The sequence below is a fragment of the Novipirellula herctigrandis genome (assembly GCA_007859835.1).
GTDB classification, from domain to species: domain Bacteria; phylum Planctomycetota; class Planctomycetia; order Pirellulales; family Pirellulaceae; genus Novipirellula_A; species Novipirellula_A herctigrandis.
The window spans coordinates 966,743-989,883 of sequence record SJPJ01000001.1; the positions used below are offsets into that span (position 1 = coordinate 966,743).

General features: G+C 53.2%; 16 protein-coding genes. 7 read left to right on the plus strand and 9 right to left on the minus strand.

Annotated elements, in window-relative coordinates:
* Nucleotides 1-36: 36 nt before the first annotated feature.
* Nucleotides 37-999 carry a YdjY domain-containing protein gene (locus tag CA13_RS03250; protein WP_146394575.1) on the minus strand — a complete coding sequence of 321 codons (963 nt, stop codon included), beginning with the start codon at nucleotides 997-999 and terminating at the stop codon, nucleotides 37-39.
* Between the two features lie 180 nt (nucleotides 1,000-1,179).
* Between CA13_RS03250 and CA13_RS03255 the strand changes: the two genes are divergently transcribed.
* Nucleotides 1,180-3,075, plus strand: a complete 1,896-nt coding sequence (locus CA13_RS03255; protein WP_146394576.1) for a hypothetical protein — start codon at nucleotides 1,180-1,182, stop codon at nucleotides 3,073-3,075.
* A complete protein-coding gene (locus CA13_RS03260) occupies nucleotides 3,068-3,772 on the plus strand; it encodes a YggS family pyridoxal phosphate-dependent enzyme (RefSeq protein WP_146394577.1) in 705 nt (234 codons plus the stop codon). Before CA13_RS03255 ends, CA13_RS03260 begins: the two co-directional genes overlap by 8 nt.
* Here CA13_RS03260 and CA13_RS03265 read toward each other — a convergent pair.
* A complete protein-coding gene (locus tag CA13_RS03265) occupies nucleotides 3,746-4,690 on the minus strand; it encodes a histone deacetylase family protein (RefSeq protein ID WP_146394578.1) in 945 nt (314 codons plus the stop codon). The two genes, CA13_RS03260 and CA13_RS03265, sit on opposite strands and share 27 nt — an antisense overlap.
* Before the next feature lie 154 nt (nucleotides 4,691-4,844).
* Between CA13_RS03265 and CA13_RS03270 the strand changes: the two genes are divergently transcribed.
* Together CA13_RS03270 and CA13_RS03275 are read left to right on the plus strand one after the other, a co-directional pair.
* A complete protein-coding gene (locus CA13_RS03270) occupies nucleotides 4,845-6,434 on the plus strand; it encodes an ABC transporter permease (RefSeq protein ID WP_146394579.1) in 1,590 nt (529 codons plus the stop codon).
* Nucleotides 6,435-6,462: 28 nt separating this feature from the next.
* Nucleotides 6,463-7,185, plus strand: coding sequence for an ABC transporter ATP-binding protein (locus CA13_RS03275; RefSeq protein ID WP_146394580.1), 723 nt, complete (start codon nucleotides 6,463-6,465; stop codon nucleotides 7,183-7,185).
* A 16-nt stretch (nucleotides 7,186-7,201) separates the two neighbouring features.
* Here CA13_RS03275 and CA13_RS03280 read toward each other — a convergent pair whose 3' ends face one another.
* The 6 genes from CA13_RS03280 to CA13_RS03305 form a co-directional block, all read right to left on the minus strand.
* Nucleotides 7,202-8,146, minus strand: coding sequence for a hypothetical protein (locus CA13_RS03280; RefSeq protein WP_146394581.1), 945 nt, complete (start codon nucleotides 8,144-8,146; stop codon nucleotides 7,202-7,204).
* A 233-nt stretch (nucleotides 8,147-8,379) separates the two neighbouring features.
* A complete protein-coding gene (locus CA13_RS03285) occupies nucleotides 8,380-9,711 on the minus strand; it encodes an ABC transporter permease (RefSeq protein WP_146394582.1) in 1,332 nt (443 codons plus the stop codon).
* Nucleotides 9,712-9,802: 91 nt separating this feature from the next.
* Nucleotides 9,803-10,552 (minus strand): ABC transporter ATP-binding protein, encoded by a 750-nt coding sequence (locus tag CA13_RS03290; RefSeq protein ID WP_146403365.1) that lies wholly within the window; start codon nucleotides 10,550-10,552, stop codon nucleotides 9,803-9,805.
* Between the two features lie 65 nt (nucleotides 10,553-10,617).
* On the minus strand, nucleotides 10,618-12,366 hold the full coding sequence (locus CA13_RS03295) for an efflux RND transporter periplasmic adaptor subunit (RefSeq protein WP_419193882.1): 1,749 nt from the start codon (nucleotides 12,364-12,366) through the stop codon (nucleotides 10,618-10,620).
* Nucleotides 12,367-12,577: 211 nt separating this feature from the next.
* Complete coding sequence (locus tag CA13_RS03300) at nucleotides 12,578-13,984, minus strand: UTP--glucose-1-phosphate uridylyltransferase (RefSeq protein WP_146394583.1); 1,407 nt, start codon at nucleotides 13,982-13,984, stop codon at nucleotides 12,578-12,580.
* Between the two features lie 58 nt (nucleotides 13,985-14,042).
* Nucleotides 14,043-14,789 (minus strand): lipoate--protein ligase family protein, encoded by a 747-nt coding sequence (locus CA13_RS03305; protein WP_146394584.1) that lies wholly within the window; start codon nucleotides 14,787-14,789, stop codon nucleotides 14,043-14,045.
* A 159-nt stretch (nucleotides 14,790-14,948) separates the two neighbouring features.
* On the opposite strand from CA13_RS03305, the gene CA13_RS03310 reads away from it, so the two are divergent.
* From CA13_RS03310 to CA13_RS03320, 3 genes are all read left to right on the plus strand, one after another.
* On the plus strand, nucleotides 14,949-18,365 hold the full coding sequence (locus tag CA13_RS03310) for a tetratricopeptide repeat protein (protein ID WP_146394585.1): 3,417 nt from the start codon (nucleotides 14,949-14,951) through the stop codon (nucleotides 18,363-18,365).
* Nucleotides 18,366-18,490: 125 nt separating this feature from the next.
* Nucleotides 18,491-20,590, plus strand: coding sequence for an AAA family ATPase (locus CA13_RS03315; RefSeq protein ID WP_146394586.1), 2,100 nt, complete (start codon nucleotides 18,491-18,493; stop codon nucleotides 20,588-20,590).
* 3 nt (nucleotides 20,591-20,593) lie between these two features.
* The gene (locus CA13_RS03320) at nucleotides 20,594-22,072 is read left to right on the plus strand and encodes a hypothetical protein (protein ID WP_146394587.1); all 1,479 of its coding nucleotides are present in this window, start codon (nucleotides 20,594-20,596) and stop codon (nucleotides 22,070-22,072) included.
* Here CA13_RS03320 and CA13_RS03325 read toward each other — a convergent pair.
* On the minus strand, nucleotides 22,058-23,113 hold the full coding sequence (locus CA13_RS03325) for a thiamine phosphate synthase (RefSeq protein ID WP_146394588.1): 1,056 nt from the start codon (nucleotides 23,111-23,113) through the stop codon (nucleotides 22,058-22,060). The two genes, CA13_RS03320 and CA13_RS03325, sit on opposite strands and share 15 nt — an antisense overlap.
* Nucleotides 23,114-23,141 lie beyond the last annotated feature (28 nt).

Genomic DNA, 23,141 nt, shown 5'->3' on the forward strand with positions numbered 1-23,141 from the left:
ACGACGAACTTCAACACAACGCTTGAAATCTCGCTTCTACTTCTTCACTGGTAATATTTCATCGCCCGGCGGTTTGTCCGGGTCGATGGCGTCTTCGTGTTTGGGTTTGTCCGTTGGGATGGGGATCGGAACAAGTGTCAACCGGACCAAGGTATGCCTTGGCGGGATTCGCCCGGTGAAGGGAGTGTAGAGCAGCGAATCCGCACTCGCGCTACTGGCTGCTCCGATGTCCAACATCGCGGAACTGAAGTTCGAGACACAAATCATGTCGCCACCGTCCGCTCGGTAGTACTGCTTGTTATCGCTGGGGTCGGTCCAAAAACCGCTACCTGCGAAGACCCAATCGGGCTGCATCTGCTTGCCACTTTCGCTTTCTTTCACCCATCGCCTGGCATCCGAAACGTGGTACTTTCCCTTTTCATCTCGCCACGACACCCAAACGCGAACGCGTTGACCGGTCGGCGGCAGGAATTCAGGATCAAACCGGACCGGCGTGCCTGGCATCGTGCCAACGGCCAATAACGCAGCATGCACTTCGCTGGATCGGGCAATCGTCGCGACGATCGACTCGTGCTCTTTTGTACCTCGCGGGCATGCGAACATCTCAAGTGGTCCGCGGTCCATCGCCAAATAACCATCGATATACACCCGCTTCTTGTCTCGATCGACCCATAGAAACGAATCTTTGCGAAGTGGTCTAGCGTGCGGAGGCGGCAAGAAAGCGTCGCGCAGAGCCTCTTCCACTGTCGGCTTCTTTTCAGCAGACGTTTGATTCTCAACCGCCGGCTCATTTTCGAGAGCCTTGTGCGTTTCCGCCGGCTTCTCCTCATCCTCATCCTCGTCCATCATTTCAGTCAATTCCGCCTGAGTCGGCAACAACCGCTGTGAGGGTAGGGGGGCAGTTGGTTTGGGGGTCGTTTGTGCCGCTGCATTGACAGTGACAAAAGCAACCAAACTCGCTGAGAACATCCAACAAAACAAGCTATTTCGAATCTTCATCAATTAAACTCGGGCTTTTGGCAGGTTTGACGCGTTTGCGGATTCTCGGGACCTGTTATTCCCTGGGCCTGCTCACAGTCAGGTACGAGAACTCCACCGTTTCGCTATACTCTACCACCTCTTGGCCCTCGTTGCCGAGCTGTATTCCACCAACCTGATCTTCTTTCAAACTTGTAACTTATGTCGACCGATACCTCCGCCTCGCTAGACGCCCCGGCTGGTGCGCAAGGGGGCGAAAGCGGACAACCAATCTCCACCAAAACCGTTGAGCCAAAAGACATTCCCGATGTTTCACACGCCATGAATGATGACCAGTGGAAACGGCTGCGCAAAAAGGTCGCGGCCCGAAACAAAAAGTTGACCGCCAGGATGCTCTTTGGAAAGCCGGCAATCGGTGGCAATGTCTACCGATGGGGACTAGCTACATCGTTGGATGCAAAAGTCGACCCGCTTCGCGATGCATTGAGCCAACTTGCATGTGACCAGAAACCAAAACGTCGCAAGTCATCCCGTCCGATCGATTTCGTTGAACCGGCCAAGCAAATCATCGATCGACTCGCTCGTTGCCCGAGCGACACGGTTGCCTGTCACGACGCCATTCTTTGGGCCGCCGCGATGCCAATGCTTGCCAAACAGTTCGAACCCGCGCTGTGGTGGGATCTACTCGGAACGCTGCAACAGTATCGCGAATCAACGTTGCAGACGACCGCCCCTGCGTCACCGTCGCTGCTGATCGGAGGAGCTGAACTCGGCTTGACGTTAGCGTGGCGGCTCGCCGATCTGCCTTCCTGTCAGCGACTGAAAAAGTCATCGATTGAGTCCTTTCGTCGCTGGGTCGAGCGCAACGAAGAGGCATTACCGATGCTTTTGTCAGAGCCTTCAAACGTGCGACTGGTTCTCGGTTCGCTGCTGCGATGCAAACGGCTTATCGAAAAGACAACGAAGCAAAAATCCAACCTCAGCGCCGCTTCGATTGGTGACGAAATCGCGACTTGGGCCGCCGCGATGACGACGCCCGACGGCACAGCCGCGTTCAGCCAACAGTCGCCGAAAGAAATCACGGATGACTTGAAGGACTACGGTGTGCTAATGCAAGCCACGGAGTTCGCTCCCAGCTCGCTTCATCCAGCAATGCAGGCGGCACTCGGACAGGGACATTCAGGTGGCCGGTTGGCGTGGGAAGTCTCGTTGCCAGAATCGTTTTGCCATTGTGAACAAGCCAAACAAGCAATCCTGTTGCCGGAGTGGGACGTGCGCCGCGGACGGACGCATTTACAGTATTCCGGCATCCACAACACGATCGAATTGCATGCCGGTCGGTCCATGATCGCCGCGGGCAAAATCGAAACCACCATCGAGATCGACGGTGAACCACAAGAACCGATCGGCGAATGGACGTTTACATGTGAACATACCGACGACGATGTCCACTACCTGGAAATCGAACAAGTATGGTCCGGTGGCGTCGTGCTGCAACGACAATGGCTGCTGATTCGCGAAGATCGCTGCTTGGTGTTCGCCGACAGCGTGATGCCCAAAATGCCGTTGGAAAGCGACGATAAGAATCGAAAGATTCTCTATCGCACACGTTTCCCCACGACCGAAGACGTTTCGGTCGTTTCGGAAACAGAGACTCGCGAAGTATTTCTAACCACCGGAAAACCAAAAGCGCTCGTCATGCCATTGTCGGCATCGGAGTGGAGCAGCGGTCCAACGATGGCTACGTTGTCGTCCACCGATGACGATGCATTGGTAGTCGAGGCCGTTGGCTCCGGCGCGCTCTATTGTCCACTCTGGTTTGATTTCCAAACCAACCGATTCAAGCGGAAACGCACTTGGCGAAATTTAACGGTCGCCGATGAACGACGAATCTGTCCCGCTCGCGAAGCGGTAGGGTATCGCGTTCAAATCGGCTCGGAGCAATGGATGCTGTATCGATCACTTGGCAACCGCCGTAGTCGCACCGTCCTGGGAAAACATCTGATTGCCGACTTCTTTGCTGCCCGTTTCGATATGGGCGACGGTAATTTGGAAGAATTGGTTACCGTCGACGATAATGAGTCCAACGATGGTTGATCAGCAAACGAAGGATCGAATCCGGCAAAATTGGCAATCCGTCGTTCGCGATGTCCACGCAGCCACCGATGCGGCAAGCCGCCCAGCCGATTCCGTACACGTCGTGGGCGTTTCAAAATACGTTGACGCTGAAACGACGCTTGCCTTGGCCCAAGCCGGTTGTCACGCTCTGGGTGAGAACCGACCACAATTACTTTGGCAGAAAAATGAAGCGGTCACGTTTCCCGCGGATGTGCGTTGGCATTTGATCGGGCATTTGCAGCGAAACAAGATTCGCCGATCGTTGCCGTTAAGTCCATTGATTCACAGTGTCGATAGCGATCGATTGATGACGGCAATTGCCGACGAATCAATCCTGCAAAGGCGGACCACGACGGTGTTAGTGGAAGTGAACATCAGTGGCGAAAAAGCAAAGACCGGTTTATCGCCTGAAGCAGTCGAACATTTGTTGACCCACTTGCCAAGCGAAGGAGTCAACGTCGTTGGTCTAATGGCAATGGCCGGATGGGGAACCGACCAACAAGATGCCAGAGCCCAATTCGCGCAAACACGCAGCCTTCGCGACGATCTTCAGCAGCGGCTAGGGATCTCACTGCCCGAATTGTCGATGGGAATGAGCGGTGACTTCGCCGCTGCGATTGCCGAAGGCGCAACGATGGTACGGATCGGTTCAAGATTGTTCGAAGGAGTTAGGTAACCGTTTCAACTCCAACTCGTTTGCCAATGCCGACGTCGCCAATGCTAACGTCCCCGCGTGAATCTCGATGATATCTTCGACCGAGGGCGCGTAACCACCTGCCATCGTTATCGCAAGCGGAATCGATCGACGTTGGCACCAATCAATCACGGTCGCGTCTCGTTTTCGAAGGCCCGCCTTGGTCAGCGACAATCGGCCAAGCCGATCATGTTCGAACGGATCTGCACCGGCCAAGTAGATGGCCAAATCAAATGGCCCATTCTTCTCGACGATCGCAAGTGCGTCGGCCAACGCAGCCAAATAATCCTCATCACCGGTCCCGTCTGGCAACCCGACATCCAAATCACTAGGCATCTTCCGTAGCGGAAAGTTTTTCACGCCATGCAGTGAGAACGTGAACATTGATGGATCGTTCGCCAATATCGAAGCCGTTCCGTTCCCTTGGTGAACATCCAAATCGATGATACACGCGCTGCGTATGCCCCCTTCGGCTTGAAGTGTCTTTGCTGCAACGGCGGCGTCGTTGAACACGCAGTATCCTTCACCCGCATCGGCAAACGCGTGATGCGTGCCACCGGCCAAATTTGCCGCGATCCCTTCGACCATGGCTGCGCGAGCCGCGGCGATGGTCGCCCCGGTACTTCGCCGCGACCGCTCGACCATCTTCTCCGACCAAGGAAACCCAATCCGCCGAATCTCGGCAGTGGACAACGAGCCTGATTTGACTCCTTCGACGTAAGCTACCGTATGACACTGACAAAGCTGGTCGTCGGTCGCCGCAGGCGGCACTAACAGTGGATCGTCGCGATGATGGTCACTGTTCACCACTCGATGGCGCAGCAAGCGGTATTTTGACATCGGAAATCGATGCCCCTCTGGTAGCGGCAATTCAAAATGGTCGGTGTAGTAGAGATGCATAAGTTTTGAAAGATATCAGAAATCGTCGATTTGCACCTCAAGATCATGCTTTTACGGGGATTAATGGCGTTTACCCCGCCCCGCTCTCTGTTCTACACTCCCAGCACGTCAATTGTCAGGACGATTCCCATCTTGCTCCGCCAAAGGAACGGCTATGTATCGTTGGTTGCTCTGCTTCCGTTATTTGCGGACTCGCTACATTGCGCTCGCGTCAATCATCAGCGTAACGCTTGGCGTCGCTACATTGATCGTTGTCAACAGTGTCATGGCCGGGTTTTCTGCTGAAATGCATGACCGGCTCCACGGTTTGGCGTCTGACATCTTGATCGAATGTCACATCAGTGGTGGCATGCCCGACCCAGAACGCCACCTGGAAGAAATCGAATCAGTATGTGGCGATCAAATCGCAGGCTCCTCGGTCAGCGTTCATGTTCCTAGCATGCTAGGCATCGAATTCAATGGCCAACAAATCGCGCGTCATGTCAACTTAGTTGGCCTCGATCCGGAAACCTACAACACGGTCAGCCAATTCGGGCAATTCCTGCTGCACCCGGAAAACCAATCGTCCGTCTCGTTTGATCTTCGTGAACAGGGGTTCGCTCCGGACCGCGAAGGTTTCCCGGCATCGGGTTGGGAATACCGCCGCGCTAAAGCCGGATACGAGAAAGCTCTTGAGCTTGAACGAGAACGAATCGAAGTTCTCAAAGCTAAAGCCAATGCGGAACTGGCAAAGAAACGGGGCGAAGAACCACCCGCCAACGCTCCGGCCGTCGCTGCGTCGGATGGCCCGACGATCTCGCCGTTCTTCTCACCGGAAATGCTTGAGGGAACCAACGGTGAAGGCCCCAAGGAATTTGACGCCGCCGTCGATCAGTACCCCGGAATCATCCTGGGGATTTCCACCTGCAGCACCAAACTTCGAGACGAAGACAACGTCGTTCGCGACCACTACTATTGTCGCCCAGGCGACGATGTTCGCATGATGTTCCCCAACGCATCGGACAACACCAAAGTCATCAACCAAAAATTCACCGTCGTCGATTTGTACGAATCGGGGATGAGCGAATACGACAGCACATTCGCGTTTGTCCGACTCGATAAACTGCAAGATTTTCGCGGTATGATTGATCCGCAAACGGGGATCCGAAGCGTCACAACGATTCAATTGAAATTGATCGAAGGAGCCAACCTGAACGAGGTTCGCGATATGCTCCGCCGACGATTCCCACCGGACGTTTATGCATACAACATCCAAACATGGAAAGACATGCAGGGACCGTTATTGGCCGCCGTCCGACTCGAAACGACGATCCTAAATATCCTGCTTTTCTTGATCATCGCTGTAGCGGGTTTCGGAATTTTGGCGACATTCTTCATGATCGTGGTCGAAAAGACGCGTGACATCGGAACGCTCAAAGCACTCGGTGCATCGGGCCGCGGCGTCATGAGCATCTTCCTCAGTTATGGACTCTTGCTCGGCTTTGTTGGCAGCGGTGCGGGATTGATTGGTGGATTGCTATTCGTTAGCAACATCAACGAAATTGCGGGGGTAATTGAAAAGATCACTGGCCAAGAAGTCTTTGATCCGACCGTCTATTACTTCACCAAAATACCGACGATCATTCATCCATTTACCCTTTGCTGGGTGATGGCAGGTGCCGTTGCGATCGCAGCAATGGCCAGTGTGCTGCCAGCCCTTCGTGCCGCTCGGATGCACCCCGTCAAAGCCCTGCGATTCGAATAAACCGACCTGCATTAGCTGACTTGAGAACATGAAAAACGAATTTGTCCTGCAAGCGTGTGGCATCCACAAGAGCTACCACAAAGACCGCATCGAAGTTCCCGTTTTACGCGGCGTCGATGTGAATATCACCGCTGGAAAAGTGAACGCACTGGTTGGTCGTTCAGGCAGCGGGAAGAGCACTCTAATGCATATACTCGCTACGCTAGACACTCCCGACACAGGCGAAGTGATCTTTCAAGGCCAGCGCATCGACAATGCGTCTCGAGCACGCCGGGATGCTTACCGAAATCGCGACATCGGGATCATCTTTCAGTTCTATCACTTACTGCCTGAACTCTCGGCAATCGAAAACGTCCTTGCACCGATGATGATCGGGCAAAGCTTGTGGAACTACTTCCGCAACCGCCGCGAAGCACGACTTCGTGCCGAGGCGATGTTGGACCGAGTCGGATTGCTGCATCGTGCTACTCACCGCCCAACCGAAATGAGCGGCGGAGAAATGCAACGGGCTGCGATTGCCAGGGCGCTAATGACCGATCCGAAGCTATTGCTTGCCGACGAACCAACCGGAAACCTCGATACCGATACGGGCGAAACGATCCTCAGCCTGCTCGACCAACTGAGTCGAGAAGAAAATCTTACGATCGTGATGATCACTCACGATGATGCGATCGCCAAGAGTGCCGACGTGTGCTACCGCATGCAAGACGGACTACTGGAAACGAAAAAACCATCGCGCAACGTGGCGTAAACGGCACGCCCAACGACTACTGTTGCTGCTGTTGCGCCGCCCGTTCTTTCTCTCGGTTGCGTAAAAAGTTCTTGTAATCTTCGGTCCGCATCAATAACTCAAAATCGATCAAACCGTAGACCAACTTACCGTTGCGTCGCAACAATTCGCCGTTCTTTTTTCGTTGTCGCAGAATGACGTGACTCGGTTTGTTATCCAAGACCATGAAACCCTTTTCTCGCAAGTCACTAGCAGCTTGCATGGTCACTTCGCCGGCTTCTTCCTTAGTGATCAAGCCTTCCTGGGCACTGACATCGGCATTGATCCCTTTGATCCATGCAAACAGGTAGACATATTGGCGTTCAAAGTCCAAATCAATCTTGGAATAATTTGAGTCCAAGTTAGCGGCCATTCCCGTTCGGTAACGATCAAACCGCCCTCGTTCACGCCCCAGTCGCCATGGTGCGCATTTCCGCGCAGGGCTGAAAATACAAATCGGATGTTTCGTTCGAACTTGCAATTCTTTTCGGCCAAAGTGACCGTTCCTAAGGTCCACCAACAACCCAAACTCTTGAAACGGATCATTGAACATTGCCCCAGCAACCACCTCGGCCGGCATCTTATCGGGGAAGGTCTTGGCCACTTGTAGTGGTACTTCTTCGGCAAAACGCGAAAACTTAACGACCAAATCTTGTTTGACTCCGTCTTTGTTTTCCGTTGGAACGCGATAAACCACACCGCTGCCTTCGACCAACCGCTCTCCCCTCTTCGAATAGGCCTTGGCAGAATACCAATTCTCGGGCTGCAAATTTTCAAGCAACCGCCAACCCAATCGTGTCACATAGAATTCATTGCCGTCGTCATCGACAACAAAAACGTAGCGAACGCCATACACCTTGACTTGGCTTTCATTTGGCGCGTCATTAAAGGTAGTCTGCATCGCTTGGGCGAACGTGATTGGGACAGGCGATTCGTTTTGCATAGTAACCGATTTTGGGAAAGAAATAGGTGAACGAGGCGAGCGAACACGAGAGTATTCTCACTCGACTGCTTTTCTGTAAGGGGGCATCATCGCCCATCACTTCTGCGTTTGAAATGTAGGCGAACGTGTTGGTGCGTTGTGCACCAATATACAATCGCCTCTTACCACGCGAAAGCTCGCTAAATGGCACGCTGCCCCAGAACAAATGGCAGTACGGCACCCGCCATAGGAGACTATTCGTGACGCAATGCTTCGATCGGATTCATCCGTGCGGCGCGAATCGCGGGGTACAAACCGCTGATCAATCCAACGGCAACGGCGATCAATACCGCAAGCGGAATCGTCTCGTAAACGATCGAAGGTTCGGCCTCTCGAATCGCATCAGGAAGCGCCGCGAACTTATCGGGAAAACCGACGCGTATCGAAGCAATCAGCCCGCGATACATCCCCGGCCCAAGGAATCCGAGAAAGATCCCAAGCGTAGCACCGGCAAAGCTTAACACCAGAGTCTCGACCAAGAATTGTCGAACAATGTCACCGCGTTTGGCACCCAGTGCGCGCCGAATCCCGATTTCACGGGTTCGTTCGGTCACACTGGCTAACATGATGTTCATAATCCCAATGCCACCAACGATCAACGAAATACAGGCGATCAAAACACCAATCCCCAAGAACATCAATCGCAAATTGCGTGCTTGTTCTAGCAGTTCGAGCGGCACAACCACAGCAATATCGCCGGTTTCTTCGTGCTTAGGCGCAAGCATGTATTCAATCATCGCCGCGGTGGTACGGACTTGGTCGACACTTTCAACTTGTAGCGTGATTTGGTTCAATTCCATAATTTCAATTTGGAATTGGCCACTTCGACGAGTCACAATCGTATCGCCAACGCGGCGACGCAGTGTCTCGATCGGAACGTAAACATCGGCTGAGAAGTCTTGCGAATCGAGCGACCCACCGATTGCCGCAGACGCATTGCGATGTTCCAAAACGCCGACAATCTTAAAGAAGTCCTGGTTTTCCGGAATGTAGACCCTCTTGCCGAGCGGTTCTTCGTAAGGGAAAAGTTTTTCGGCGACACCCTCCGAGATAACGCAAACGGTATCTTTTTGGATTGCATCGGCATCACTCAGAAACCGGCCGCCGTTCGGGCGAATTTTGAGTTGGTTGACCTCGTCATAAAGAGGAGTGCAGCCAACCAAACGCCCGTCAACCAACCGATCGCCATAGGTAAATTGACGTCGAATTTCACGAATCGGTACTGCTGCAGCAATCGTCGGAACGCTTCCAAGAATCAATTCAAGGTCGCTACGCAGAAGCCCGTATTGGCTGGCGGCCGTTCCCGCTAATTTTTCTTCCGGAGGTTTTACACTGCGGATAATAATCGTGTTTGCCCCAAGAGATTCAATTTGCTTTTGAACTTGATCGCTTGCGCCTTGGCTAACGGCTGTCAAAACGATCACTGCCCAAACGCCGATCAAGATACCAAGCATTGTTAAGCATGTGCGCAGCGGATGCAGCGAAAGGCTCTTGATTCCGAGTCGCCAGGTTCTCAACCAAAGCATTAGGAAGTGTCTCTATTAAGGAAGGGTAATTTCGTGTTTGGCAAGATGCGGGCCGCCCGTTTCAACAAGCGGCAAACGATGAACGGATGGATCAATTTGTCTTTGCCAACAACTCTTCGACTGCGAGTCGTTGGGCTTGCCGTGTTTCGTCCCGTCTTTCTTCGCTAACCTTTGCATCGAGTGCCAACATGCCGTCTTTGAGCCGAATGATTCGTTTTGCTCGATCGGCCAAATCATCTTCGTGAGTGACCATGATGATCGTGCGTCCTTCATTGTTGAACTCGTCGAAAATCTCCAAAATTTCGTCGGTCGTGACCGAGTCCAAGTTACCGGTTGGTTCGTCAGCGAGAATAAAATAGGGATCGTTAATCAAACTGCGTGCGATCGCGACACGTTGTTGCTGGCCGCCCGATAATTGGGCAGGCCGATGGTCGAGCCGGTCTTTCAAACCGACTCGTTCGGCCAATAAGATTGCCCGTTCACGCTCGCTTGAACCGAGCTTGCCTTGGTAGTACAACGGCACCTCAATATTCTCGACCACGCTCAATTGCTGGATCAAATTATAGGACTGGAATACAAACCCAATCCGTTCGCTGCGAATCTCGGCTAATTCGTCATCGGATAACACGCTAATGTCATCGTCACCTAGCATCAGTGATCCAGCGGTTGGCTTGTCCAAACATCCGAGCAAATTCAGAAGCGTACTTTTGCCGCTCCCAGAAGGCCCCATGATCGCAACATAGTCTCCTTCGGGCACATCAAATGACACGCCGCGCAAAGCGCGAACGGTTTCACTTTTGAGCACATACTCTTTCTTTAGATCGCGAATCGAAGTCGCCATTCTCGCTGGTGACACCGGCTCCGATGCAAATGGCTGATCGCCCGGTGAATACGCTTCCTTCGTGCTCACTGTGGGCCTCCGCCACTATTACGCCCAGCACCACCGCCTCCGGGACCTCCTGCGCCACTACCTCCGGGACGTCCTGCGCCTCCGCCTCCGGGACGTCCTGCGCCACTACCTTCGGGAGGTCTACCGCCTCCGGGACGCGCAGCACCTCCGGCGCCACTAGCTCCGGGACGCCCACCGCCTGAAACGCCGGGATTCGAGCGGCCATCCACTGGGCCTTGCACGTTCGAAGCCCCGTTGTCTGCACCGGCTTCTATTCCCCGTTTTGCAGCCTCGGCGGCGCGATCGCGTGCGATTTCCAACATGTCGCTCGTGTCGGCTATATCGAGCGTCGGCAAATCCATTAAATTCAGATGAGACCGAAGGTTCAAAATCACTGTCTCTCCCTCTTCAACTCCCTCGGAGATGCAGGCCATTTTATCGTTCGTCGCTCGCATTTCGACCTCACGAGTCTCGAACTGCTGCGGCCCCTTTTGCACCAACGCGAACATTTGTCCGCCATGCTCGTACAAACCTTGGATCGGCATTTGGACGGCGTCTTTGATTTGCTCGACAAAGATCTGGACCTCGGCCGTCATCCCCGTTCGAATCTCTTCGGGCGGGTCAATGATCTCAACCAAAACGGCGTATTCTTTGATCGACGAGCTGAACCAACTTCCCGGTTCCGCATAGCGGTTGACCTTAATGACCGCTCCATTGACTATCATCCCCGCAATGGCGCCAATTTGAATTTTCGCTGGCATGCCTGATTGGATCAGCGTGATTCGGGACTCGTTCACTTTGCAATTGACTTGCATCCGAGTGGGGTCGGGCAAACGAATAATCGCTTGTCGTTCGCGGACTTGCGCCCCTGCTTCAACAACAAATTCGGAATTTCCACCGCGACTACTATATCGATTCGCATAAACGACGACGCCGTCGGCGGGCGCGTAAATCATGCACTTATCGACTTGGTCTTGGCTTTCGGCATAGTCTTGGCTTTCTTCTTGCAATTCACTGTCGCGCGCCGACAAAGCTGCCTTAGCCGCATCGATGTCACTGTCGTATTGGACCAACATTTTCTTTTTGGTCAATTCTTGTAGCACGCGAAGCCGACCAATATGAGATTCGAGACGGTTATTTGCGTTGGCCACCGCGTATTTATCGGCGTCCAATTGCAACGATTTGACGAGCCCCTTGGCTACAAGCCGTTCGCTACTTTGAAGCGCCAATTGAGCTTTGCGAAGATCTTGTTCCGCAATCGCAATTTCACTTTCGATCGCTTTTTTTTCTGTTTCGAAAACACCTTCAACGTATTCTTGACGCGAGATTTTTGCCTGTTCCAAATTCGCCTTCGCGCTGGCAGCATTCGACTCGGCCGTAATCACCTCAAGCCTGTCTTCTTTCATCTCCAACACACGCTCTGACGAGTCAAGTTCGACTAACTTGTCTCCCTCCTTGACGCGAGTCCCTTCGTCGATCACCCAGAGAATCGGAGTGCCACCGCCTCCGCGAGCTTCCACTTCGCAGAGGACCTCGATATTGCTGCTGCTTTCGATTTCCCCCTGCTCGAGAACGATATGGTCGAACGAACCACGCGTGACTTCGCCTTGGATCAGGTCAGCTTGCGAAACACCGTCTTCCGCGTTGAATACATACGAATACCCAAACCACCCCGCGGTAGCTGCAACAACTAAGACGACCAATAAGCCGATCATCAGTCCCCCACGCCGAGGCCGGCCGGGAACAGAATAGAAAGATAGATTCATTTTTTTAGGGAGGGGGGGACAATGGGGGGGGAATACACCGTATTTGGTCAAACCCCGGAAACCGAGGCAAGTTCCGCGCGGATCGACAGCTTCAACCTCGGCGCCGCCCTAATGGGTGGTCCGAGCCCGATACCGATAAAACGCAATCAAATTAGCCCGAAGGCTGTACTAAAACCTTCTCAGGCCAGCGTCAAAAACCAGACCTACCACGCTATTGTAACTCGGGGGCAAAGTATCGATCGTCATCGATTTTCAGATTCGCAGGAATCTTTTCAGCTAACTGGGCGGGTGTTAACGAAAATCGGGGATTAATTTCGACTTTGACCTCCTCGCCAAGCTGTGCCCCAGCGGCCTCGAGCCATCGCCGATGCTGTGCAACGATCGCCTCGCGTGACAATTTCGGCGTGTCGTTCTCGGCTCCGTCAGCGTTTTTCACTGGTGCAAATCCGTCACTTGGCAATACCTCCACCACAAACGCGTTCTTGGCACTCGGCAACAAATCAAAGATGAACTTCTCGAACTTCACCGCATTTGGCTCGGTTGGGTCAACACGCTCGCCCGCCTCGTTCCGATACGGCACCTTCTTGGACGCCCGATGGAACGGCAATGCACTCGCTTGGGACGCGATCCGCACCAGGAAATCGACGTCGATCACGTGCACGCCGATACTGCCGGCCCACAACTTCAATTCGCCATCGGCGTCTCGCGCCTCGGCGGCTTGTTCCGGCAAATCGCTGTATTCGATTACTTGTACTCGACCATCCGCGATCGCAATATTTCCGACCTTTTCCATCGGATAGCGTTTTCGGATTACTTGGGTCGTCAATTCGCTTCGGCTCATCAAATGATGACCAATCAAGGTGGGATCACACAGATTCACAAGCGGATTGTCGACTTGAATGTAAGCTAGATGTTTGACACCGCGTTTTTTCGCATCCGCCAAGGCTCCGCTCCGATCGAGCGCTCGAACCGTGCCACCGTGCCCATCGGGGCTGAGTGCCAAGGAAGCTTTCGACGCTAATAGCAATTTCCCGCTATTCGCATCGACCGCCGGCATCGTCCCTTGGCGAAAAATAAATACGTCTTCCTTCTTGAGACCTAAGTAATTGTTCTCTTCAAAGTACGCTCGCGTCTCGGCGTCGGTTGCGTCACTTGTCATGATGTAGAACGGGATCGCGGCGCCGTAAATTGCCCCGATCGCTAACAAACGATCGGCAAACACTTGGAACAGTGTCCGATTCGAAACGGGACCAACCGGAAACATTCCTTTCGGTCGGTCAAAGCCCAGCCGAGTTCCCTGTCCGCCAGCGACAAGAATCGCACCAACCTCACCGGCCCGTAGTGCTGCTTCGCCTCGCGTGGTCGCTTCGTCCACCGTCCAACTGGCCCCCGACCCATCGGCCAAAACCGCCGGTGGTGCCTGGGCCGTCGCGGCGATCGCCGCAAAGTCAGGCTTCTCGTCTTCGTCTGCAATCAGTGTGCTGAGCTGTGCAAAATCAATCTCCTCTAATTGACCGACCAACGATTCCCGCTCGACTTCGCTGAGTTGGTCCCAAAACTGAAGGACATGCGATTGTGAGAATTCTGCGAGGCGAGTTTTCAGAGCTTCAAGATTCATAATGGTTCAATTAGAGGTTCGTTGAAATGGTCACGACCGAACCGCTAAAAGATACCACTTATCGCAGAAAGTTCCATCCATGATTTGAGTAGCGAGTTTCGCGCAAATGGGCAATATTGTCGACTGGCAAATTGTCGCATGACACCTCACTTGCCCCAAAAACTTCATACAGACTTTGCTCTAAAACTTCCGGATTGACAGGAATATTCGTGATAAATTGCGAATGCTCGCGGCCTTGGCGATAGTCGGGCTGCCGCGGTGCCGTCCTTAGACAACGGGCGATTCGGTCGAGGTCGGCGGCGTACAGGATTGTACCGTGGTACAGGACATGATGACGCACCATCCGCATACTATTGCCCGAGAACTTCTTGTTTTGAAACGTCAAATCACAGGTACCCTGAAACGCCACATCGGGCAACTGTTGACGGACAGCCTGTAAAACACGTTGCATGACAAATTCATGAGCCAAATCGATCCGACCAATCGTAGGCCGCATATCGACATCGAGTACAACGCTATACATCAAACACCCCGGCCCAGCGACGATCGAAGCACCGCCGGTACAACGACGAAATACTGGAATCGACTCCGCTTGGCAGTACGCAACGTCCACTTCCTCTGCCACCCGCGAAGACCGCCCGACCACGACAACCGGATCGCGAAATTGCCAAACGCGAATGACTTCGTTTGATCGTTTCGCAGACGAATCTTCTTGCTTGCTCGCTTCATCCGCCATTAACAATAACGACTCATCAAGAGCCAATTGGTCAGCCGGGTCCGATAGAGCATGTTTGAGGATTTGCATTCGCTAGTTGTGATCGATTCGTTAAAAACGGACAACCACACATATTGCCAGTGCATTGACTTGCCGCTGCATTGCCTACTATGTCTTCGCAATGTCCTGTAAAATCGCTTTATCAGACATACTAGACCGATCGACATCAACCATTGCCATGGATCGCACGTGTCAAACGACAACCCATTTTCGCAATCGCATACGCCTCCCCCAATCCCCCCCAATTCGCGGGCGAATCCCACTCATTCCAACAAACGAATCTTCGTCGTACTCGGCGTGATCGCTTTGTTTACTGTGATGCTTTGCGGCGGTTTAGGCGTGGTCGGATTCATCGCGATGCAACGGATAGCGCAACCGCCGAGCGACGTTACGCTGCCCGAAACGCCACCGTCCTTCCCAAGCGACCTAGCCAACTTTAATCAATCACTTGCCAAGGTTGCCACCGACCCGCTTTCGGATCTAGTGGTGCCCCAGTCGTCACTTGATTCCTTTATCCGCAAATCGGCTGATGCGTTAGTCGCCGAAGAAGACGTTCCGTTTAGCTCGGGCGTGTTCATCGAAGCGGTCGGAAAGAGCGAGTTCTGTACCAGTGACTTCGGCCTTATCGAACGGATCACGATGCGAAATTGGTTGAACGAAAGTCCCATTTTTCCCGAGGCTCTTGACGCACACTACCGGATCCTCGACGTGCGTTTGGACGCCTCTGGCGATTTGGCCGAAGTCGATCTATTGAGTTATTCTGCTGACAATCAAGTCGAAACGATCCAGTGGTTCTTGGTCAAGGAAGAGGGAAAGTGGAGGTTCTATGATTGGCAACGTCTCGAATTTGGTCGGCGTGAATCGGACGAGTACGCGGCCTATTTGAAGGGTGAACCACCCGTAGACGACGGTTACTACACGGCACTCGAACTACTGGTCGACGCCGAAACGGCTTGGCAAGAAGACCGCCACGAGGAAGCTCGACAAATCGTCCGCAGCGCCGAATCAACACTAATGCTTGCCGCGGATCGCCCCTCGTTCCAACTTCGCACCGCACACTCTTGGATGCGAATGTATCAATATGCCGAGGCGATCGCCGCGATGAAAGCGATCCAAGACCCCGACGCAATGTTGGGGGTTTGGCCGTCGATGGCGGTTTGCCTATGGAGTCTCGACCAAAACGAAGAGGCGCTGCAAGCCGCGTTGAAATCGCAGAACCAATCGCCCGACCACCCAAACACACAGTGGATTTTGTCCGAAATCTATAATGAACTCGGTCGTGACGACGAATCGGCTGATTTGGCGATCAAAGCACTGCCAATGATCCCCCATGATCCGACGGTCGCCAATTGTGTGCTGCGTCAATCGCGGCCCAAAGATGTTGAGGTCCTGCTTAACGTTCAACAGAAAGCCGAAACCGAAAATGGTTGGACACGTATCCTCGACACAGCGGCCGACAACACCAAATTCGGCGAAGCACTTCTCAATGCAATCGAAACACGAAGCGATTTGCCCATGGGATTAGCCGACATGGCAGCAGCCAACTTGGCTTGGTCCAACAACGAATACGAGGCAGCGGCTATTCATTTTCTCGCCGCCCAAAAGACGGTGAAGCTCGAGGAATTGGCTGTGGCTGCGTCGAATGACTATTTGGCATTACGCCTTCAAGAAAGCGAATTCAAAAAACTATTCGCCGAATCTACCGACATCGAGGCCACGACCCAAAAGCTCGTTCGCCGCGCCTACGACGATGCTCTCTACAGCGATACCAGGAAACTAATAGACGCGCTCTCCGAGCAAACCGACTTTGTTGAAAATCCTTGGGCGGCTGGGCTGCGTGGTTTTGCCTTTTACGAAGATGGCCAAAACGAGAGTGCTCTTGCGGACTTCGAGACGTTCTTAGCGTGGCAATTGAACAACACCAATGCGATCGAAGAAGACGACCAATGGATCAAGGACACGACCGAGTACTATATCGCAACGACGCTGTTGAAACTCGGACGACCTGCGGACGTGACAACGCGTTGGCCCGATGATCTGAACCGCCATTGGCAAGTCGGCGACTATCTTCTCACCTCGAATCGACCGGAAATCGCCACCGCGTTCCTCAATGCCACATCGAAATCACCATCTGATTCGGTCCGCCTGCAGCAACTGCGACTGCTAGCACACCAAGCCTATGTTTCCAATGATCCCGTACAAGGCGATCAGTTGTACCTAGATGCACTGGACCTTTCGAACACAGTGATTGATGACGACCAATCTTATCTGCGACCTGCGATTGTTCGCCGATGGGCAAACGATTGTGTCCTCAGCCAATCAAAACCGCCAAAAAATCTCGATCAACTCGCCCATGAATCGATCGGACCGTTCATCTCAACCGCCGTCGAAGAATCGGTTCGATTGCGCGATCCTAATCAATGCGCACAATGGCAAGCAGTAGCGAATCAGATGGGCGTCGTTTCGGGGGATATCTATGCATCGATTCGTCAAGAAGTCGGAATGCTCGAATGGTCGCAAGGGAATGCCGACGAGGCCGCGTCGGCACTCAAGGAATGTGTCGCCCATACCGACTCGGACGAAACGTGGCTCTACGACGATCGCATCCAAAACGCTATCACCGCGATGGCACGCGCTGGTCGAATCGAAGAAGCACGTGAATGGCTTGCTTCGATTCCACCTACTGACGATGCAATTCCCCTGACCGTGTCACTCGACTTGGCCACAGGTCAATTCGATAACCTGAACGAGGCAATGGACGCTCTCGATCGAGACGAAGCGACTCGGTTCCTCAATCGATCTTTCAACAACAGCCGACTGCAATGGTATTGCAATCAGCCGAAACTGATCGATTTGTTGAAAAAGTTTCCGTTGGTGATTGGCAGCAACACTGCGTCCAGTGGAGACTTAGTGATGGGTGATGGCGGCGAAATTAGTGGCGATGCAATCGAGCAATTGCTCGAAGCCGCACTGGGCGAGCCGTTTTCGGCCGAACCGTTTGACGGCCAATCACGCAAACTGGAACAAGCATGGCTAGCGAGTTCGCAAAGTGGCAATCGGATTTTGATACTCTGGTCGCATCCTGAATATGAACTCAAAGAGTTGCCCAAAGATCTTCAGCTTGCGTTGGATCAAAAGCTTCGTCGTATGTCGATCGAAATAATTGATGAGAATCCCAAGGCAGAAGAACGATTGTTTAAAATCGCTGCACAGGCCGCCGGAAAAAGTGCGATTCTGTTTACATGGTCGCCCCGCTCCCATTGCTGGACAGGACCTGAATTGCGGCGAAGGTTGGAATGGGACGGTCGCGTGCCGCTCGGTTTGGACATACCGAATGTGGACTTGGTGGAAAAAGCAATCGACACCGACTCCCCCGATCCACCCACGATCGACGATTGGGAAAAACGACTGACACAACAGGGGGCTCCATTGTCGGTAACCTTGAGCGTCCCCTGTGAAAACGGCGTCGAAAAAATTCCGGCGGAAATCGTTCGCGTCGACGTTGATAATTACGACATCTTCGTCCGCCCAAAACAAGACAGCAAGATTAACCCGTTGGTCCAAGCAGGGATCGAGTACACGTGCTACGCTGGATATTTGGAGTAACCAACGCCGGCGGGCCCGACTAACGGAAGCCCGGCAACTCTCGCAATTTCGTCGTCTATCTCTCATCCAATGCCGGAAATCCCGATGGTGTTTCCAGCGTAATCCTCAATAGCTAATCATTTCTCTTGGCTACACCTGATTCCTTTTGGCTTTCGACGCCTCGTAAAGACATTTTGCCGACGATTCAATCGGCACTTCGAGATCAGTTTGTGTTTTGCGATGAAATCGCGGACCTATTGTCGGCTGCCTTTTACGAGCCATGCAATGTTCTGCTTTGGGGGCCTGGCGGTCACGGAAAATCGGAAATGGCCGTTGCTGCTCTGCGGGGGTTAGGACTTGCCGAAAGCGAAATTTTCATCCAATCGTTTGGCGAAGGGATGAGTGAAGACCGCTTGTGGGGTGGACCGGACATGGCGTCGCTCGATACATGTGTGCGCTACGACACGACTCGATCGTTCCTGGCCCCACAGTATAAGGTTGTCATCTTCGAAGAACTCTTCGACGCACCCGCCCAAGCGTTGTTGCCACTAAAAGATGTCTTGACCCGTCGCGTCTTTATGAACGGCCCCGAACGCGTCGAGATGTCGGCAAAGGTCGTCATCGCTTGCACCAACAAAGACCCTCGGGAATTCGCCGAAGATAGCGATGCAGTTCAAGCGTTGATGGAACGATTCTTGTTACAGAAAGAAGTCCGTTGGCCTGGTTACGAAGCGAAGCACTACCGAGAATTGTTCGCCAAAGTTCGCCCCGGTGCGAGCATGGGCGGCAAACAACTCCACACGCTCCTTTCCAAAGTCATCGCGGGGCTCAACGAAGACAAAACATTTATCATGTCGCCGCGGATGGCCATTCAATCACTCGAAGTCGTCTCCAACGCCGCCCGTATCCACGGCGACGACATCATCACGCCCGACGCATTCCAAAGCATTCGCTTCGTTCAGGGAATGCAATCCTACACAGCGGATCTGGCTCGACGCATCGAAAAGCAACTCCCGGGCGGAAAGTCTGTCGACAGTGCCTCCTCGAAGGAACTCGTCAACATCCCGCTTTCGGAACAAGATTTTTCGCACCACAACGCGGGCCCTCTTAAGACGCCGCGCCGCGAGATCCCAAAAATGGTTCGCGAAACTCTCGAATCGAGGTTCATTCACGCTGACGAAATTGTCCAAGTCCTTACCCACGCCTTTTTCCAACCTTGCAATGTCCTTCTTTGGGGACCGGGCGGCCATGGAAAATCCGACATGGTTATGACCGCGTTACGAGCACTGGGGTACGAAGAAGACGAGATCTTTTTACAGTCATTCGGCGAAGGAATGACCGAAGACCGGCTTTGGGGCGGCCCAAATATCGCCAAACTTGATGTTTGCTTGGAATACGACACCGACCGGTCGTTCTTGCCCTACGAAGTCGTCATCCTCGAAGAAATTCTCGACGCATCAAGCCAAGCCCTCTTGCCTCTGAAAGACGTTCTTACTCGACGCGTTTTCATGAACGGCAACCAAGGCGTTCCGATGATGTCCAAATCGATCGTCGCATGTACCAACAAGGACCCGCGTCAATTCGCGAAAGACAGCGACGCGGTCAAAGCACTTCTCGAACGGTTCCCATTGCAATTAGAAGTCCGCTGGCCATCCTACGAGCAAACCGATTATGAGGCCCTGTTCAGCAAAACGCACCCGGACGCTGGGCCCGACCGCCGCAAACTCAACCGCATTTACGCACACGTCATCGCCGACCTCAACGACGAACGTGACGCTGGGTTCCACGTGTCGCCACGTATCGCATTGGGCGGACTACGACTGGCAGCCAACAGCGTCGGACGACATGGGCGACGCAAAATGATTGTCGAGGACATTCTGACGATTCGTAACGTCCAAGGGATGGAATCGTACAAGAAAGATGTCGAAGCGATGATCCGGTCAGCTCTTCTCGAAGGGGGTGTCGAAGTGTTGCTAAGCGATATCGACGAACGTGCGGGGCGGTTGCAGGGAAAAATGGAAGAGATCAACGCCAAATTCGAAATGGCGAAACAGCTTGACGATGAAGCTCGTGGCGACGTCAACGACGAAGCAATCACAGCAATGGTGGATTTGATGAGCAGCATGGATTCACTGAAGCACGAATTACTACATCTGCAAATTTCCGATCCAGCCCTGCAAAAATGGAAAAAACGTAGCGAAACCTTAGTCGACGAATTGGCAACCGAAATCGAAGCGGGGAGCTAGTCGATGGATCGCATCCGTGTCGAGCGAAAATTTCGCGACTTTATTCGCTATCACACTCACGTCAGCTATCCGGAATCGAGTGAACGCCGTCAACAAATCAACACGGCCGAAGTCATCAACAAGCTCGATGCGATTGGAATGCATCACGTCGCAGTCCCAATGATTTGGGACGGTGTCCACTTGGTCGACGAGGGCCGACTCGCAGGTGCGAGCGAAATCGAACGACGAGTCCGGTTCACCTACCGACTGCGAATGTGGAAAGTGACGACATGGCTTGATGAAGTTTTCCGCTGGTCAGATCGCGATATCGAAACCTACTTGCTACTTGCCCAAGCCCTTCGCGACGTTGAATTTGATCACATCCGTGGACGTACCGATGTGGATCGAGCGATTGCAAACGTCGCCGTCATCTCCACCGCCAAACGATCGGTCGCCGTTGGTATTCCGCCCGACACGATCACTCGCCAAATCAATTGGGCACTTGGCGAAGTCGGAGGATTGGAAGCCGACGAGGTCGATTTACTTGAATGCTTGCCCGACGAAAGCATGCTAAAGCCAACCGACAAGATCGACCACGAACAAATGTCACGGGATCGTGGAGTCACGTCGATCCAGCTCGTCGAAAACATCGACACACGTGGCCGCATCGCTTCCTTATTCTCCGATTGTTTTGGCGGCATTCGCAAAGAGCCCGAGCAAAAGGAAATGCACCCGTTGTCCGTTCGTCGCCTGGATGTCGCCTCGCGATTGTTGGCCGAACCCGGAATGGAAGCGTTGCTAAGGATTTCGCGGATTGCAAACGAATACGTTGCCTTTCAGCCACGCTTTGAGAAGAAAATGATTCCCTCGCCCGATGGGGATCAAACACGTATGCGGATGATGCAATCGTACGACGAGTTGCCAAAGATCGCGCCAGCAGCATGGGCGTTGAAGGTCGCTGCTCCAAAGTACTTTCGCTATCGTTTGGCAACAAAAAGTTTCATGGTGCGAGAAAAGATCAAACGAAGCGACAAAAAGCAATTCTTCTACGCCATGTTGGATCGTAGCAAATCGATGCAACAGGGCGAACGGATCTACAAACTGCTAGCCATTCTGCTAAATCGATTGCGAGCGGTTTCGCGGCGCGAAGCCATCCTCGGCTACAGTTTTTTCGATTCCGTTGTTCACGATCAGGTTGTCATCTCGGAAGTCGCAGAAGCCCGCGAGCAAATTCGGCAAATGCACTATGAATTCTTCATGGGCGACGATACCGACATAAACTTGGCTCTGCGAGAAGGCATCAAGCGAATCAAAACCCTGGTGAGCGACATTAGTTCGGAGCAACCTGAATTGATCATCGTGACCGATGGCGATCACGGAATCAATGTCAAGCCAGAAGAGCTTAAAGGAATCCTGCTGCATGTATTCATCGTTGAAGAGTGCAACGACGACTTGATTAAGCTAGCCAAGGCAACAGGCGGCGTCGCGCTACAAGAGTTGTGATTTGATCTGACGCGCCACCAAAAGCGGGTGTTCCGCATCACGAATGGCTCCTGTCACCGCAACACGGTTGAACCCCGCATCAATAACTTGGGACAAGTTCGTCAAATCAATTCCTCCAATCGCAAACGCCGGAAGATGGCTGCGCGAGGCGACTTGCTTCAAGAATTCAGTACCGGCATATTGATCGAATTGCTTCGTTCGGCTCGAAAACACGGGACCGCAACCAATATAGTCCGCTCCGCCGGATTCGGCCGAGTCGACCAGGTCAACCGAATGCGTCGAAAGGCCCACGATTCGGCGGGGGCCGACCATCGACCGAACAATCGAAATCGGCAACTCTTCTTGCCCGACGTGAACCCCGTCCGCATCAGCAGCCACAGCGATATCCGGACGATCGTTGACAATGAAGAGCCGACCAAGCCCGCGCGCGATTTTGGCCGCGACAACGGATCGAGAGTAGAGCGTGCGGTCATCGACCGCCTTGTCTCGCAGTTGAAAAATATCGACCCCGGCGTCCGATAGCCCCCGGATGGACAAAACAAATGCCTCTTCGCTCGCATGGGCATCGATCAGAAAATACAGACGCGATTGCCGGAGCAGCCCAAGCCGATCACTCGTGTCGACTCGTAACTCAAGCGACGCACAATGGTGATAAGCGCGGTAGCGAATCTGTTCAACCTCTTTTGCCAGCGCCGCATCGATTGTTTTGCCGTATTCTTCGATCACTCGAAGCGACTGCTGGACACGCGAAGCTGCCGCAGCCACAACGCCCGACGCATCGGCCCGCTCGTATTCGGAATCGTTTTCGATTTTCGTCCCCACGTCACCCGGGGTATCCCGCGAGGCAAGCAATTGGTCGCGAGACAGAAAGCGGTTCACGGAGGTGCTCAAATCATGCCGGATCGTTTTGAATGATTCCGTCAGCTTGGAATCCTCGAGGTCAAATCGAGCGAATTCTTCGAGCGTCCGAACACCTTCGGTGGCTCGATTGATCGAAGCATCCAAGATCCGATAAATCGCACGCAGGGAGGAAGAATTCATGAAAATCAAGAGCAAAAATGAGGAAACT

Coding starts and splice junctions, on each gene's coding strand:
- CA13_RS03280 (WP_146394581.1), bottom strand. CDS start 8,146: ATGCAAAACGAATCGCCTGTCCCAATCACGTTCGCCCAAGCGATGCAG.
- CA13_RS03320 (WP_146394587.1), top strand. CDS start 20,594: ATGGATCGCATCCGTGTCGAGCGAAAATTTCGCGACTTTATTCGCTAT.
- CA13_RS03250 (WP_146394575.1), bottom strand. CDS start 999: ATGAAGATTCGAAATAGCTTGTTTTGTTGGATGTTCTCAGCGAGTTTG.
- CA13_RS03270 (WP_146394579.1), top strand. CDS start 4,845: ATGTATCGTTGGTTGCTCTGCTTCCGTTATTTGCGGACTCGCTACATT.
- CA13_RS03285 (WP_146394582.1), bottom strand. CDS start 9,711: ATGCTTTGGTTGAGAACCTGGCGACTCGGAATCAAGAGCCTTTCGCTG.
- CA13_RS03305 (WP_146394584.1), bottom strand. CDS start 14,789: ATGCAAATCCTCAAACATGCTCTATCGGACCCGGCTGACCAATTGGCT.
- CA13_RS03290 (WP_146403365.1), bottom strand. CDS start 10,552: ATGGCGACTTCGATTCGCGATCTAAAGAAAGAGTATGTGCTCAAAAGT.
- CA13_RS03325 (WP_146394588.1), bottom strand. CDS start 23,113: ATGAATTCTTCCTCCCTGCGTGCGATTTATCGGATCTTGGATGCTTCG.
- CA13_RS03255 (WP_146394576.1), top strand. CDS start 1,180: ATGTCGACCGATACCTCCGCCTCGCTAGACGCCCCGGCTGGTGCGCAA.
- CA13_RS03265 (WP_146394578.1), bottom strand. CDS start 4,690: ATGCATCTCTACTACACCGACCATTTTGAATTGCCGCTACCAGAGGGG.
- CA13_RS03260 (WP_146394577.1), top strand. CDS start 3,068: ATGGTTGATCAGCAAACGAAGGATCGAATCCGGCAAAATTGGCAATCC.
- CA13_RS03275 (WP_146394580.1), top strand. CDS start 6,463: ATGAAAAACGAATTTGTCCTGCAAGCGTGTGGCATCCACAAGAGCTAC.
- CA13_RS03295 (WP_419193882.1), bottom strand. CDS start 12,366: ATGAATCTATCTTTCTATTCTGTTCCCGGCCGGCCTCGGCGTGGGGGA.
- CA13_RS03300 (WP_146394583.1), bottom strand. CDS start 13,984: ATGAATCTTGAAGCTCTGAAAACTCGCCTCGCAGAATTCTCACAATCG.